Source organism: Mycobacterium sp., from assembly GCF_019247635.1.
Classification (GTDB): domain Bacteria; phylum Actinomycetota; class Actinomycetes; order Mycobacteriales; family Mycobacteriaceae; genus Mycobacterium.
In genome coordinates this window covers 1-15,422 of the sequence record NZ_JAFBAR010000099.1, presented here as the reverse complement: position 1 = coordinate 15,422, position 15,422 = coordinate 1, and the positions used below count along the sequence as shown (strand labels likewise).

Annotated in this window: 10 protein-coding genes and 2 pseudogenes; 9 read left to right on the top strand and 3 right to left on the bottom strand. The window is 67.0% G+C overall.

All coding sequences use genetic code 11. From position 1 onward, the window contains the following. Nucleotides 1-26: 26 nt before the first annotated feature. Nucleotides 27-278, bottom strand: a complete 252-nt coding sequence (locus JO236_RS16285; protein ID WP_293332329.1) for a hypothetical protein — start codon at nucleotides 276-278, stop codon at nucleotides 27-29. Between the two features lie 18 nt (nucleotides 279-296). On the opposite strand from JO236_RS16285, the gene JO236_RS16280 reads away from it, so the two are divergent. Together JO236_RS16280 and JO236_RS16275 are read left to right on the top strand one after the other, a co-directional pair. After that, nucleotides 297-1,013: a response regulator transcription factor gene (locus tag JO236_RS16280; RefSeq protein WP_416362266.1), complete on the top strand. Its 717-nt coding sequence runs from the start codon at nucleotides 297-299 to the stop codon at nucleotides 1,011-1,013. After that, nucleotides 1,010-2,482, top strand: a complete 1,473-nt coding sequence (locus JO236_RS16275) for a sensor histidine kinase (RefSeq protein ID WP_293332323.1) — start codon at nucleotides 1,010-1,012, stop codon at nucleotides 2,480-2,482. The genes JO236_RS16280 and JO236_RS16275 overlap by 4 nt, the downstream gene beginning before the upstream one ends. Nucleotides 2,483-2,540: 58 nt before the next feature. Here the strand turns inward: JO236_RS16275 and JO236_RS16270 are convergent, their stop codons facing one another. Beyond that, nucleotides 2,541-3,260, bottom strand: coding sequence for a TVP38/TMEM64 family protein (locus JO236_RS16270; protein ID WP_293332320.1), 720 nt, complete (start codon nucleotides 3,258-3,260; stop codon nucleotides 2,541-2,543). A gap of 152 nt (nucleotides 3,261-3,412) precedes the next feature. On the opposite strand from JO236_RS16270, the gene mutA reads away from it, so the two are divergent. The 7 genes and pseudogenes from mutA to JO236_RS16235 all read left to right on the top strand — a co-directional run bounded on the left by mutA (nucleotide 3,413) and on the right by JO236_RS16235 (nucleotide 14,296). After that, the gene (mutA, locus tag JO236_RS16265) at nucleotides 3,413-5,290 is read left to right on the top strand and encodes a methylmalonyl-CoA mutase small subunit (protein WP_293332317.1); all 1,878 of its coding nucleotides are present in this window, start codon (nucleotides 3,413-3,415) and stop codon (nucleotides 5,288-5,290) included. A 2-nt stretch (nucleotides 5,291-5,292) separates the two neighbouring features. Beyond that, nucleotides 5,293-7,545, top strand: a complete 2,253-nt coding sequence (gene scpA / locus JO236_RS16260) for a methylmalonyl-CoA mutase (RefSeq protein ID WP_293332315.1) — start codon at nucleotides 5,293-5,295, stop codon at nucleotides 7,543-7,545. A 147-nt stretch (nucleotides 7,546-7,692) separates the two neighbouring features. After that, a pseudogene (meaB, locus tag JO236_RS16255) lies at nucleotides 7,693-8,675 on the top strand (methylmalonyl Co-A mutase-associated GTPase MeaB). 52 nt (nucleotides 8,676-8,727) lie between these two features. Beyond that, entirely contained in the window at nucleotides 8,728-10,008 is a 1,281-nt protein-coding gene (locus tag JO236_RS16250) for a serine hydrolase domain-containing protein (RefSeq protein ID WP_293332309.1), read from the top strand. A gap of 106 nt (nucleotides 10,009-10,114) precedes the next feature. After that, entirely contained in the window at nucleotides 10,115-11,575 is a 1,461-nt protein-coding gene (locus JO236_RS16245; RefSeq protein WP_293332306.1) for a hypothetical protein, read from the top strand. Between the two features lie 82 nt (nucleotides 11,576-11,657). Continuing rightward, on the top strand, nucleotides 11,658-12,674 hold the full coding sequence (gene rfbG, locus JO236_RS16240) for a CDP-glucose 4,6-dehydratase (RefSeq protein ID WP_293332303.1): 1,017 nt from the start codon (nucleotides 11,658-11,660) through the stop codon (nucleotides 12,672-12,674). Nucleotides 12,675-12,853: 179 nt separating this feature from the next. Then, nucleotides 12,854-14,296 carry a glycosyltransferase family 87 protein gene (locus JO236_RS16235; RefSeq protein ID WP_293332300.1) on the top strand — a complete coding sequence of 481 codons (1,443 nt, stop codon included), beginning with the start codon at nucleotides 12,854-12,856 and terminating at the stop codon, nucleotides 14,294-14,296. 67 nt (nucleotides 14,297-14,363) lie between these two features. Here the strand turns inward: JO236_RS16235 and JO236_RS16230 are convergent. Continuing rightward, nucleotides 14,364-15,422 (bottom strand): annotated as a pseudogene (locus JO236_RS16230) (hypothetical protein); the annotation flags it as partial.

Here is a 15,422-nt window from a genome sequence, read left to right as displayed (position 1 = left end):
ACTTGAAGCGAAGCTGAAGAAACGTCCTACGGATGGGGCAGCTGCGGCAGCACCGGCACCGCGCTCGACGTAACGCTCGGCAGCGGCGGGGCGCTCACCGACGGCGTCGACGACAGCTGCGGATAGGCTGGCGACGGAAGCTCGACGCGCACCTTGAACGTAAGGCCGGTTATCGCAAACGCGATGACTTCGCCCAGCGCCAGGCCCGCCAGCCCTGTGCCGATCACCACGCCGGCCGAATAACGCCGGGCCGGTGCCGTGGCGTTGTCGGAAGCCATGGGCGAGCTTAACCGACAATGGGAGCCATGACGGTTGGTAGCAGGACCGACCAATTCCGCATCGGCGCGCCGCGGGTGCTGGTCGTCGAAGACTCCGAGACGATCCGCGAAATGGTCAGCGAGGCGTTGGCCGACGTCGGCTACGTAACTCACGCGCGCTGCGACGGCATCGAACTCGAAGACGTTCTCGACGGCCTGCGACCCGATCTGGTGGTGCTCGACGTGATGTTGCCGGGCCGGGATGGTTTCGCGCTGATCGACGTCATCCGTGAATGGGGCGACATTGGGATCGTGATGATCACCGCCCGCGATGGGCTGCCGGACCGGTTGCGCGGCCTCGACGGCGGCGCCGACGACTACGTGGTCAAGCCGTTCGAACTCGCCGAGCTCGTGTCCCGGGTCGGCGCTGTACTGCGCAGGCGCGGACGGCTGCCGCAGGTCGTGCAGGTCGGCGACTTGATGCTGGACCTCGACGCCGGTGTGGCCGCGCGCGCTGGACACCCGCTGGACCTGACCGCCACCGAGCTGCGGCTGCTGAAATTCCTTGTCGAACAACGTGGGCGGATCGTCAGCGCCAGCCAGACCCTCAGCGCGGTGTGGGGTTATGACGCCTACGACCCCAACCTGGTGCAGGTGCACGTCAGCGGGCTAAGGCGCAAGCTCGAGGCGCACGGGCCCCGGATTGTGCACACGGTCCGCGGCATCGGCTATCGACTGCAACCGCCGCGCTCATGACGCCCGATCCCACGACCCCGACGCCATCGCTGCAACGCAGGGTGACGTTGCTGGTGCTGGCGCTGCTGGCGGTGGTGCTGCTGGCGCTGGGGACGAGCATCTACGTGATCGTGGACATGGCGGCCCATCGGAACCTGCACGACGTGCTGCTCGCCACGACGTCACGCGCCGATGCGCTGGCGCGAGCCCAGACGTCACCCGAGCTGCTCGCCGCCGAACTGAACGGGGGCACTGTGCGGGCCCTGCTCGTGACGGCCGACGGGATGACCTACGGCGACCGCAGGATCAGTTCCGACACCGCCGCGGGTCCCACGGCCCCGCTGCCGCCCGGGCCGCCTCCCGGTCTACCCGGCCTGGGACCGCTCGGACCGCCGCCTCCTGGCCTGCCACCGCCGCCGGGACCGCCGCCGGATGCCAGCGCGACCGTCGTCGTGCACACGTTGCCGGGGGGCGGCAAGGTGATCCTGGTCGCCGACACCACACAGACCACACAGGTGACCCACCAGCTGCGCAACCTCATGATCAGCGCGGGCGTGGCGACTCTGCTGGTGGCGGCGCTGCTGTTGATAGCCGTCAGCCGGGCAGCGCTGAGGCCGCTCGACCGGCTCACTGCGCTGGCCAAAGACATCACCACCGGCGACCGGGGTCGGCGGCTGCGGCCCAAGCGCACTGACACCGAACTCGGCCGCGCGGCCAGCGCTTTCGACGAAATGCTCGACGCGCTGGAAAGCTCCGAGCGCCAAGCCCAGCAGGCCGCCGAGGCGGCAAGCCGTGCCGAGACGGCAACGAGGAGGTTCCTGGTCGACGCCGCCCACGAGTTGCGCACCCCGATCGCCGGTATCCAGGTCGCCGCCGAGCAAATCGCCAGCACCGCAGGCCAGCACGAGGACGACAGCGAGTCCTTCGGTCAATACCATCGCGCCAGCCTCCTGCTCTCCGACGCTCACCGCGCGGGTCGACTGGTGGCCGACATGCTCGATCTGAGCCGTATCGACGCCGGGCTTGCACTGGACCTGCGCGACACCGACCTGGCCGTGATCGTCGACGCCGAGGTCCAGCGGACCGCCATGCTGGCGCCCGAGATCGTCGTCAACACGACTGGCCTGAGCGAACTGAAGACAGCAGCGGATTCGACCCGGGTGGCTCAGATACTGTCCAACCTCCTCGACAATGCGCGCAGGCACACCCCGCCTGGCGGTTCGATCACCGTCGAGCTGGGCGCCGAGCTGGGGGTAGCCGAGGTAACCGTCAACGACACCGGCCCGGGCATTCCCGACGAAGAGTGTGATCGCGTCTTCGAGCGGTTGGTACGACTGGATACCGGCCGCGATCGCGAACAGGGCGGGGCCGGCCTCGGCTTACCCATTGCCCGGGCGCTGGCCCGGGCGCACGGCGGTGACCTGGTGTGTGTGCCGCACGTGGGCGGCGCGCGGTTCCGGCTGACGTTGCCGATCGCCCCCGCTCGATGAGTGTGCGCAGAGTGTCAGCGATTGCGGCGTGGCGCCGCACAGACACGCACGCTCGCGACTAGGACGTTCGGTGGTGCTTCCGGTAGTGGCGGATCTCCACGACCAGCCCCGCCAGTCCCAACGCGCCGGTGCACACCGACGCCAGCGCGAGCAGCGGGCTCGGATGGCCGGCGAGGGCGTCGCCGAGAATCACCACCGCGGCGGTACCGGGAAGAAGCCCGGCCAGCGTTGCCAACGTGTAGGGCAACACCCGAACGGCCGACGCGCCCGCCGCGTAGTTGATCGCCGAAAACGGCACCACGGGAATCAACCGCAAAGACAAGACCGCCAACCAGCCCCGCTCGCGCAGGCGCGCGTCCACCGTGTCGATCGCGCGGTGCCGAACCAGCCGGCCCAGCTGCCACCCGGCCGCGCGCACCAGAAACACCGCCAGCACCGCACTACCGGTACTCGCGACGACCGCGATTGCCACCCCTAGCACCGGGCCGAACAGCAGCCCCGCGGCCAGGGTGAACGCGGTGCGAGGCACCGGGACCACCGTGACGACGATGTGCGTGAGCAGAAACACCAACGGGAACCATGGGCCCAGTGACTCCGCCCAGTCGCGCAGTTGCACCGCGGTGGGTACCGGAACCCACAGCGCGACCGCGACCAGGACTGTGATTCCGACCACTGCCACGAGCATCCGCGGTCGCGACATCTGGCGGGCGACGGCAGCTACCGCCCCGCCAAAACTGCGCAGCGTATCGGTGGTTTTTTCGGTGGCGGGAGCCGTCACGGCTGTAAAGCCTACGGCGTCCAGATGAATACCTCGTTTCCCCAGGCTGGCGTTTCGCATCACAACCGGGCCGAATTAACCTCAGTAGTAACTGGCAAAATCCACTCAAGCACCCCAAGCCAACCCTATTGCTGCGGAAACAGGAGCAGTCGGTGTCCATTGACGTACCCGAGCGCGCCGACCTAGAACAGGTTCGCGGGCGTTGGCGCACGGCGGTCGCTGGCGTGCTCGCCAAGAGCACCCGAAGCGACCCCGCGGAGCTGGGGGACCAACCCGAGCGACGGTTGGAGACCTCAACCTACGAGGGATTTCCCGTCCGCGCGTTGTACACCGCGCTCGACGAGTTTGCCGAACCGCCGCTGCCGGGTGAGTGGCCCTACGTTCGCGGCGGCGACGCGTTGCGCGACGTCAAGTCCGGATGGAAGGTCGCCGAAGCGTTCCCCGCCCCGGGTGTTTCGGCTGGCGACGGCAACGCGGCAGTGCTGGGCGCGCTCGGCGAGGGGGTCAGCGCGCTGGTGATAAGGGTGGGCGGCGCCGGTGTGCAGCCCGAAGAGCTCGGCCGCCTCCTCGACGGTGTGTACCTGAGCATGGCGCCGGTGATCTTGGATGCCGGCGCCGACTATCCGGCGGCATGTGAAGCCATGCTCGCGTTGGTCGCCGGGGTGGAACCCGACCAGCGCGGCACGCTGTCGGTCGACCTGGGTGCCGACCCGCTGACCGCCGCGCTGAGCGGTCGCGCGGCCCCGACCATCGAGCAGGTGCTGGCGGTCGCGACGCGGGTGGTCGGCGATCAAGGAGTGCGGGCGATCACCGTCGACGGACCCGCGTTCCACAACCTCGGCGCCAACGCATCTTGGGAACTGGCCGCCAGCGTCGCCGCCGGGGTGGCCTACCTACGGCTGCTCACGGAGTCGGGGCTGTCGGTCGCGAAAGCCTTGCGACAGATCAGTTTTCGACTGGCCGCCGATGACGACCAGTTCATGGCGATCGCCAAGATGCGCGCCCTGCGTCAGCTGTGGGCGCGCGTCGCGGAGGTCACGGGGGATCCGGACGCCGGCGCGGCCGTGGTGCATGCCGAGACGTCGTTGCCGATGATGACCCAGCGCGACCCGTGGGTGAACATGCTGCGCAGCACGCTGGCCGCGTTCGGCGCCGGTGTTGGCGGCGCCGACACCGTCCTGGTTTTCGCGTTCGACGTGGCGATACCGGGCGGCTTTCCCGGGGTGGCGACCAGCTTCGCGCGCCGGATGGCCCGTAATACCCAGCTGCTGCTGCTGGAAGAGTCGCACGTGGGACGGGTGCTGGATCCGGGCGGCGGGTCGTGGTATATCGAGGAGCTCACCGAACAACTGGCACAACAAGCCTGGCGGGACTTCCAGGACATCGAGGCCCATGGCGGATTCGCCGACGCCCGCGACTATCTCGCCGAGCGGATCGCCGAGCTTGCCGCCCGTCGCGCCGACGACATCGCGCATCGACGCACGGCGATCACCGGCGTCAACGAATACCCCAATCTCGCCGAAGCCCCTCTGCCGCAGGATGATTCGCCCGATTCGCTCAGTCGAGCCGGAAACTTGTTGCGCTACGCCGCGGCGTTCGAAGCGCTGCGTGATCGCTCGGACGTGTACCTGGCGCGCACCGGTGCGCGGCCGCGGGTATTGATGCTGCCACTGGGTCCCCTGGCCGAGCACAACATCCGCACGACATTCACGTCGAACCTGTTGGCATCGGGGGGAATCGAGGCGATCAACCCGGGAACGGTCGATGCGGCCGGCGTGGGCAAGGCGGTCGCGGAGGCGAATTCACCGGCGGTGGCGGTGATCTGCGGCACTGACAAGCGCTATGGCGACGAGGCCGCCGCAGTTGTGCGGGCCGCCCGAGACGCCGGCGTCGAGCGGCTGTATCTCGCTGGGCCAGAGCGGGCGCTCGGCGACGTGGAAGATCCCACGCACCGGCCCGACGAGTACCTGACCATGAAAATCAATGCAGTGGAATCACTTTCGAGTTTGCTCGCCCGGTTGGGGGCCTAGCCATGACAACCAGTATTCCGGTCGTCGGCAGCTTCGCCAGTGTCCCGTTGCACGGCCAGCGCACCGCGCAACCGCCCACCGCAGCAGCGGTGGAAAAGCACATCGCCGCGGCGGCATCGGCGCACTGGTACACGCCTGAGCAATTGCAGTGGCACACACCGGAAGACATTGAGGTCAAACCCGTATACATCGCGGCCGATCGCGCCGCCATCGTGGCGGACGGCTATCCGTTGTACAGCTTCCCCGGCGAGCCCCCCTTCGTGCGCGGGCCCTACCCGACGATGTATGTCAACCAGCCGTGGACCATCCGCCAATACGCCGGGTTCTCCACCGCCGCCGAGTCGAACGCCTTCTACCGCCGCAACCTTGCCGCCGGCCAGAAGGGCCTGTCGGTGGCCTTCGACCTGGCCACCCACCGCGGCTACGACTCCGACCATCCGCGCGTCCAGGGCGACGTCGGAATGGCCGGCGTGGCAATCGATTCCATCCTCGACATGCGGCAGTTGTTCGACGGTATCGACCTGTCGACGGTGTCGGTCTCGATGACGATGAACGGGGCGGTGCTGCCGATCCTGGCGCTGTACGTGGTGGCCGCAGAGGAGCAGGGGGTGCCGCCGGAGAAACTGGCCGGCACCATCCAGAACGACATCCTCAAAGAGTTCATGGTCCGCAACACCTACATCTATCCGCCGAAGCCGTCGATGCGGATCATCTCCGACATCTTCGCCTACACCAGCGCCAGGATGCCGAAATTCAACTCCATCTCGATCTCCGGCTACCACATCCAGGAGGCCGGTGCCACAGCGGATTTGGAATTGGCCTATACGCTGGCCGATGGGGTCGACTACATCAAGGCCGGCCTGGATGCCGAGCTGGACATCGACAAATTCGCGCCCCGGCTGTCCTTCTTCTGGGGCATCGGCATGAACTTCTTCATGGAGGTCGCCAAACTTCGGGCGGGTCGGCTGCTGTGGAGTGAACTAGTCGCACAGTTCAACCCGAAGAGCGCCAAATCGCTCTCGCTGCGCACGCATTCGCAAACTTCGGGCTGGTCGTTGACCGCGCAGGACGCGTTCAACAACGTCGCACGCACCTGCATCGAGGCGATGGCCGCGACTCAGGGCCACACCCAGTCGCTGCACACCAACGCGCTGGACGAGGCGCTGGCGCTGCCCACCGACTTCTCAGCACGCATCGCGCGCAACACCCAATTGCTGCTGCAGCAGGAGTCGGGCACCACCAGGCCGATCGATCCCTGGGCGGGTTCGTATTACGTGGAATGGCTGACTCATCAACTCGCGCAACGGGCCCGGGCGCACATCGAAGAGGTCGCCGAGCACGGCGGCATGGCCCAAGCCATCAGCGACGGCATCCCCAAGTTGCGCATCGAGGAGGCCGCCGCGCGCACGCAGGCCCGCATCGACTCCGGGCAGCAGCCCGTGATCGGCGTCAACAAGTACCAGGTTGACGAGGATCAAGAGGTGGAGGTGCTCAAGGTCGAAAACAGCCGGGTGCGGGCCGAGCAACTGGCCAAACTGCAAGAGCTGCGGGCGAATAGGGATGCCGCTGCTGTCGAGGCCGCGCTGGCGGAGCTGACGCGCGCCGCCGCCGCGCACGGCCGCGCCGGGGAGGACGGGTTGGGCAACAATCTGATGGCCCTGGCCATCGAGGCGGCGCGGCACAAGGCCACGGTCGGGGAGATCTCCGACGCGCTGGAGAAGGTCTATGGGCGCCACCAGGCGGAGATCCGTACCATCGCCGGGGTCTACCGTGACGAAGTCGGAAAGGCTCCCAACATCGCAAGCGCCACCGAATTAGTCGAGAAATTCGCCGAGGCCGACGGGCGCCGGCCAAGGATTCTGGTCGCCAAGATGGGCCAGGACGGGCACGACCGTGGGCAGAAGGTGATCGCTACGGCGTTCGCGGACATCGGGTTCGACGTCGACGTCGGGTCCCTGTTCTCCACGCCCGAGGAAGTCGCCAGGCAGGCCGCCGACAACGACGTCCACGTGGTCGGGGTTTCCTCGCTGGCCGCGGGTCACCTGACGCTGGTGCCCGCGCTGCGCGACGCGTTGGCCGGGGTGGATCGGCCCGACATCATGGTCGTGGTCGGCGGCGTCATCCCGCCCGGCGACTTCGACGAGTTGTACGAGGCCGGGGCGGCCGCGATCTTCCCGCCCGGGACCGTGATCGCCGACGCCGCCATCGACCTGCTCAAGAAGCTGGCCGAGCGGCTCGGGTACACGCTGGACTAGCCGTGCTCACCCTCACCACATGAGTCTCTGCGTCGGGGCACACCCGTCGTCGCCCCGCGTTCACTCTGCGGTGAGGGCGGGGTCTTCTCGAAGAATCCCGCCCAGAGCGCAGAATCAAATCCTTGGCTCAGCCCGCGGGGCCGGCGCATGACGTCACAGACCCTGGCCGACGCCATCCGTAGCGGTGACCGCGCCGCCCTGCCGCGCGCGATCACGCTGCTCGAGTCCACCCGCAAAGACCATCGCGAACGGGCGCAACAGCTGCTGCTCGAATTGCTGCCGGACTCCGGTGACGCGCATCGCGTCGGCCTCACCGGGGTTCCCGGGGTGGGCAAGTCGACCACCATCGAGGCGCTCGGCATGCAACTGATCGAGCGGGGACACAAGGTCGCGGTGTTGGCCGTCGACCCGTCGTCGACGCGCACCGGTGGGTCGATCCTCGGCGACAAGACCCGGATGGCACGGCTGGCGGTCCACCCCGACGCCTACATCCGGCCGTCGCCGACGTCGGGCACGCTGGGGGGCGTAGCAAAGGCCACCCGGGAGACCGTTGTGCTGTTGGAGGCGGCGGGATTTGACGTGATCCTGATCGAAACCGTGGGCGTCGGTCAGTCGGAGGTGGCGGTGGCCAATATGGTCGACACCTTCGTTCTGCTGACCTTGGCGCGCGCCGGGGATCAGCTGCAGGGCATCAAGAAAGGCGTGCTGGAGTTGGCCGACCTGGTGGTGGTCAACAAGGCCGACGGCGAGCACCTGCGGGAGGCCCGGTCGGCGGCCCGGGAGCTGTCGGGGGCGATCAGGCTGATCTATCCACGCGAAACGCTCTGGCGGCCACCGGTTCTCACCATGAGCGCGGTTGAGGGGAGTGGCCTCGAGGAGATGTGGGAGACGGTCGAGCGGCATCGCCGGGTGCTTACCGAGGCGGGCGAGTTCGAGGCCCGCCGGCGGGCACAGCAGGTCGACTGGACCTGGCAGATGGTCCGCGACACGGTCCTGGATCGGCTGCTGTCCAACCCCGAGGTCCGCAGGGTCCGCGCGCAGGTGGAGCGCCAGGTGAAAGCGGGGGAGCTGACCCCCGCCCTGGCCGCCCAGCAAATACTTGACGCTGCGGCGGGCTAACGGATAGATAAATTAATCGTTGTTTGCCTCTGCCCTTTGTGAAATGGAAGTAAATTCAAAAGCGTGACAGCGGATACCAGAGTCGATCTCCGCGCGGTCCCGTCTCACGATGACCCTGGCGCAGGCCATCGTGTGTCCGGCGCGGCGGACTCACACTTTGCTTGCGTCGTTCGTGCCTTCGCCAGTATGTTCCCCGGGCGCCGGTTCGGCGGCGGGGCGCTGGCCGTATATGTCGACGGTCGGCCCGCGGTGGACGTGTGGACCGGGTGGGCTGATCGGGGCGGCCACCTGCCGTGGACGGCAGACACCGCCCCGATGGTGTTCTCGGCGACGAAGGGCATGGCGTCCACGGTCATCCATCGACTCGCCGACCGCGGGTTGATCGAGTACGACGTCCCGGTTGCTGAGTACTGGCCCGAGTTCGGCGCCAACGGCAAGTCCGAGATGACGGTGCGCGAGGTGATGCGACACGCAGCCGGTTTGTCGGGCCTGCGCGGAGCCACGCAGGAAAACTTGCTGGACCACCTCGTGATGGAGGGGCGGCTAGCGGCAGCGGCTCCGGGGCGACTATTGGGCAAACCGGCTTACCACGCTCTGACCTACGGCTGGCTGATGTCGGGGCTCGCGCGGGCGGTCACGGGCAAGAGCATGCGCGTGCTGTTCCGGGAGGAGCTAGCCCAGCCGTTGGGCACCGACGGCTTCCACCTGGGCCGGCCACCGGCCGACGGGCCGACGCGGGTCGCCGAGATCATCATGCCGCAGAACATCGTCTCCAACCCGGCGGTCAGCCACCTGATCAACAAGGTGGCCAACAAGGTCTCCGGCGCCTACCGGTCCATGTACTTCGCGGGCGTCATCGGCGCGGTCCAGGGTGACGTGGCGCTGCTGGATGCGGAGATGCCCGCGGCCAACGGGGTGGTGACGGCCCGGGCGCTGGCGCGCATGTTCGGCGCAATCGCCAACCACGGCGAGATCGACGGCACCCAGTTCCTCTCACAGGAACTCGTCGCCGGTCTCAGCGGCCGGCGGAGCCTGCGGCCGGATGGAAACCTCGGCATCCCAATGAGTTTCCACCTGGGCTATCACTCGTTGCCGTTCGTGATGCCGGGCTTCGGTCACGTGGGTCTGGGCGGTTCGCTTGGCTGGGCCGATCCCGAGACCGGGGTGGCTTTCGCGTTCGTGCACAACCGGCTCCTGACACCGTTCGTGCTGACCGACCACGCCGGCATGGCGGCGCTCGGCGGTCTGATGAGGCGGGCCGCGGAACGGGTCCAGAAGCGCGGCTTCCGTCCGGTGACCGAGTTCGGGTCGCCGTATTCCGAGCCGGGAGCCGTCGCCGGCTGACGCGAGCGAAAGCGCCAAAAGCAGACGGCCCGGATCTTCGGTACCATTCCCCGCGGTTGGCCGGGTTTTCGTGTGAGCCAAAGACAGCGATGGGGGACTGCGTGAGTTGAGCGCCAGCTTCGCCACCTCGATCAAGCGTTTCGCGGCGTCACCGGCAGGGCTGATCGTACTGGGCACACTGATTCGCATCCCGCAGTTGTGGCACGGGCTGAACGAGATGCACTCGTTCCGGCAAACGCAAACGGCCTTCGTGGCATTGGAGTACGCCCGGCACGGCATCGACCTGATGCACACGCCGCTGCCGGTTTTCGGACCGCATTCCGATGTGCCGATGGACTTCCCGCTGGTGCAAGCGATGGCCGCGGTGATGATCCGGCTGGGCGCGGGAGCGGCCTCGGCGGAGCGCGCGATCGGGCTGCTCGGTTTCCAAGTGACCGCGATCTTGTTGGCTGTTCTGGTTTCACGCTGGCACGGTCGGTGCGCCATGCTCGTGGTGCTGGCACTTTTCGAGTTCTCGCCCTTCGCCCTGGCCTGGGGTGCGAGCGCGCTCATCGAATTTCCCGCGTTGGCGCTCACATTGGGCATGGTGGTGGGCCTTGACTCGTGGTTTCGCAACGGCTCACTGCTCGGCCTCTTGTGCGGCCTGCCGGCCGGGTGGCTTGCGTTCCTGGTCAAGGCCACCACCCCGCCGGCGTGGTGTGTGCTCGTAGTCATCTCGGCCGCAACGGCGTTCGTGACGACGCGGTCGTGGATGCGCAGCGTCGTAGGGTTGCTGCCGGCCGGGATAGGCGGTCTGGCTGCGGCGTTCGGATGGGCTCGCTACGGTGACGCGATCAAGGAGCGCAACCCGCTCACCGTCTTCCTGGTCAGCCGATATATGAACGCCTGGAATTTCGGGACAATCAAGCAGCGTCTCGATCCGTTGGCCTACGGAAATGCTTCGGCACGGATCGCGGTCGAAATCGCCGGGCCCGTCGGGTTTGGGATCGTCCTTGCTGTGTGCGGGATCATGCTGGCGCCGAAGGGAATCGAGCGTGTCCGACGCGCCGGCTGGCTTGTCACCGCAGTTGTTGCACCGCTGATCTTCTTCAACCTTTACTACGTCCACAGCTACTATCTGATCGCCATTTTTCCCGCCCTCGTCGCCGCGGTTGGTCTGGGGATCGTCGCGGTCGCTCAACGATCGCGCGCGGACACCGCCCGCCGCGCGGTGATTTTGACCGCGATCGTCGCGGTGGGCACGGCAGTCCCGTATAACGTGCTGCAGTGGCTCGTCCCGCCGCAACCTGATGCCGGCGGACGACGCATACAGGCGGCCACCCGCCCGGACGACCTCATCGTGGTCGTGGGCTGCGACTGGAATCCGTTGACACTGTTCGACGCTGATCGCCGCGGACTGATGTTGACCAACTACGCCAACGTGGACGTCTGGACGCGCGAGAACATCAATGATTACCACTACATCTACAGTTGCGACCAAAATCTCAAAGTCACCGACTACCTGCCGCGTGACCACACGGTGAAACCCACCTCGGAGCCAGGTTTGTGGCAGATCGCTCCTCGTTGAAACGCGGCGCCCGACCCCTGCTTATGCTCGACCTCGTGGCGCAATCGATCCACGAACACATGACCGAGGCTTCGCGGTAGCCGTGCACTATCTGATCACCGGGCACACCGGCTTCAAGGGCCCGTGGCTCGCGCTGCTCCTACTCGGCCGGGGGCATCAGGTGTCCGGCCTGGCCCTGGAACCGGAGGCGGGAAGTCTGTTCACCCGCGCAGGGCTCACCGACCTGCTCGGCTCCGACTTGCGTGTGGACGTCCGCGATGCCCAGGGCACCCGGGCGGCGATAAAGGCTGTTGCCCCCGATGTGGTGGTGCACATGGCCGCTCAGTCGTTGGTCCGAGAGTCCTATCGCCGTCCGCGGCTCACCTATGAGACCAATGCTATGGGAACACTCAACGTGCTGGAGGCCGTCGCCGCGACGCCGTCGGTGCGCGCACACGTCGTGATCACGACGGACAAGGTTTATCGCAACGTCGACCGGGAGGCCGGTTACGTCGAGACCGACCCCATCGGCGGGGACGATCCCTACAGCGCGTCGAAGGCGATGGCAGATCTGCTCACCCAATCGTGGGTGCGCAGCTTTCCGGGTTGTCCGACGGCTATTGCCAGGGGCGGCAACGTGATCGGGGGCGGTGACGTCAGCCGTGACCGACTGCTGCCGGACTTGGTGTCGGCCTATGCGGGTGGTCGGGCTCCGTTATTGCGGTTTCCGCGCGCGGTGCGACCGTGGCAGCACGTGCTGGACTGCCTCAACGGCTATCTCACTTTGGCCGACGCCTTGCTGGCCGGTAGCGGCCTGGGTGAGTGGAACTTCGGGCCGGGCCGAGACAGCTTCGTCGAGGTCGGCGAGGTCGCGACGCTGACCGCCGAGCTGTGGGGTGGCGGGGCGCGTTGGGATCTTCAACCCGGCGATCACCCGCACGAGGCCAACCTCTTGGCGCTGGACGCCAGCAAGGCCAAACGCGAATTGGGCTGGCGCAACCGGCTCGATTTCCGCGACGCCGTGGCATGGACGATCGACTGGGAGCAACGTGTGCACGGGGGCGCTGACGCGCTCGCGGTGACCAGCGAGCAGATCACGGCATTCGAACGCTTGGGCTGATTTCAGCGGCGAACAGCCGGATGCAAGTGCGGCCCCCGTGGCGTCGCGCGCGTCGCCGGGCGGGAGCAAACAGTATCGTTTCGGGTTGCGGCAAACAACATTGAGTTAAACTCCCCGGCGGCGGTACCCGAGGGATTGTCGCACTCCTCAGCCGTGATCAGAAACCGAGGAGAGTACCTGTGAAGCGACCCGCCCAGGTGCTGCGAGGTGCGGTCTCGGGAGTATCGGCGCGGTTCTCGGCTGGCGCGACACCCGAGCGCGAACTGCTGCTGGGCACCGTCCTGTTGGTTTCGGCAATCTCGGGGACGATCGGTGTCACCCTCGCCCAGTACTTCGAAATCGACGTGCTCTCCTCGGTGCTCACCTTGCCGTACGACTGCTGGGTCGACTCGGGCATCAGGGTCGGTCGGCATTGCTTCAGCGACTACTCGCTGACGGTGGGCCAGGCGCTGCGACCCAATCCATGGGAGCCCTACCCGTTGCACCTCATGAAGGGCATCGAAGCCGCCCAGAATCCGTATCCGCCCGCAGCGATGTTGCCGCACGCGATCTTTGGGTTGCTCGGCAAGTTGTTGCATGCTCCCCTCGCGGGATTGTTCGGCTACGAACTCGCGTTAGCGATTTCGCTTCTCACGCCCGCTGTGTGGGCCACCCGAGGCGTGCGGGGTCTGGAGCGGGTGGTGGTCTTCGTCGTCCTCAGTGCGGCGGCGGCACCGGTGTGGGCGGTGCTCGACCGCGGCAACTCGGTGGGCTTCGTGGTCCCAATCGCATTGGTGTTCCTCGTGGCCCTGTGCCGCCGGCGGTGGGGCCTCGTCACGCTGATGGTCGTGCTGGCGTCACTGGTCAAACCCCAGTTCCTGGTGCTCGGTTTCGTACTGCCCGCGGCCCGGCAATGGCGTTGGTCCGGTATCGCTGTGTTGGCCGGTGTGCTAAGCAATCTCGGCGCGTATCTGCTGTGGCCGCGGAACTTTCCGTCGACGATCGGCCAGTCAGTGCGCAGCAGCCTCAGCGCCGGGGGTACCTACGAGCAGCTCGCGGGGGGATTCAACGTCTCGATTCAAAAGGGGTTGCTCACGATCCCCGATGCCGTGGCGGCAGCGGGAAACGGGGGCAAGGTGCCCGACGGGTTCCTCGAGGGCCCTCGCGTCCTGCTCGGGTATGTGGTCCTGCTCCTCGTCCTAGGTTGCGTGCTGGTCCTCGGACACCGAATCCCGCCGGTACAGGCCGGCATCGTGCTGCTCGCCACGGCCTCGCTCTTCCCGCCCGTGACCTTCCGCTATTACCTGGCCTTCGTGTTGCCGATCGCCGCGCTCATCGTCCGAGATCCGGACGGTAGACCGGGATACGGCATCTTCCAACGGTTTGCGGATCTCGGCGATCGCCGTCGCATAGTCGGAATCAGCATCAGTCTGGCCACGGCGTTGACGATCGCCCAGATCCCGGTGCCGGGACACGCGTCCCGCGAACCCATCATGGGGTTGTCAGGCAGCGGTTTGAGCGCGCCGTTGGTGCTCACCACGGTGGGCTTGGTGCCGGTCTTTTGGCTGTTGGCGTGCGCCGTGATTATCGGCTCGTATGCTCGCAGGCCCGCCGGCGCCGCTGAGGATTTCACTCTCTGTTAGTGCGCTCACCCAGGCCACCTGCGCGCCGGCGCGCCTCCCGAGAATGGCTCGACGTGCCGCGCCGCTCTTAGGACTGCACGCGCATCTCGTAGAAGCGCAACCGCGCAGCGACGCCGCCTTGGCCCAAAGACCGCGTACGGCCGATACCGATTGTGCGGGCGTTGATCTCCAGGTTCGTGCCGTCGGCCGACGCGGGTGAGGCGACCAGAAACGGTTCGGCCGCGTTGCCGCTGATCAGCCGGTAGCTCATGCCATCGAGCACCACCGTGAAGGCGGTCAGCGGGACGACGGCTCCCATGAACGCCCGATCGAGGACCGTTGGTTTCAGCCCGATTCCGACCAGTACCGCCATGCCCGGCGCGCTGGGGGCCGGCACGTTGACCACGTCACCGTCGTGGACGGTGACTTCCGCCAACGGGGCGAGCGGTCCGCAGTGAGAGCCGTTGCGGCTGAACAATATCCAGCCGTTCTCCGCGTCGGTCCGGGTGTAATTGCAGAGCAGCGCGAGCGAATACAGCGGGTTTTCCTGCACGCCAAGCCGGTCGTTGATGCCGGTGGCGGGCGAGGTGGGTGATCGCCGTGACAACACGAATTGCGGGCCGCTGGCAAGCGTGTCGCCATTCAGCTTGTCCAGTGTGGGCGTGTAGACCGAGTAGGTCTGAAAGACCGGTGCAGGCCGCCACGCGAGCCCATAAGCCCACACGACCGAGGTCTCGTCGGGGTCCACATGAACCGTTCCCGACCCGATCGCCTTGATGAACCGATCGGGGACGCCGTAATGCGCACGCTGACGGGCCTTGGATTGCTCGATGTGCCGCGTAGCCAGGTCCGGCCATCCCAGCGTGAGCACCCGGTCTACCGCCCGCACGGGCGCCTGCAGCACCGCAACCGGCCGCTGCTCGACCACCAGGATGCCGGCCAGGTAGACGACAAAGAGCACGGCCAACGCGATCTCAATCCCGCGGCGCAGGATTCCGAGGAGCGGGGTGATGGCCACGGTGACCACGATCAGGCCGAGCAGAACGGAGAAATGATTCGAGTCGTATCTCCCGAACGCGGTCTTGGTGACCACCACTGTCACGATGGCGACCAACACCACGAATCGACGGGGAATCTCGGAGCGCCC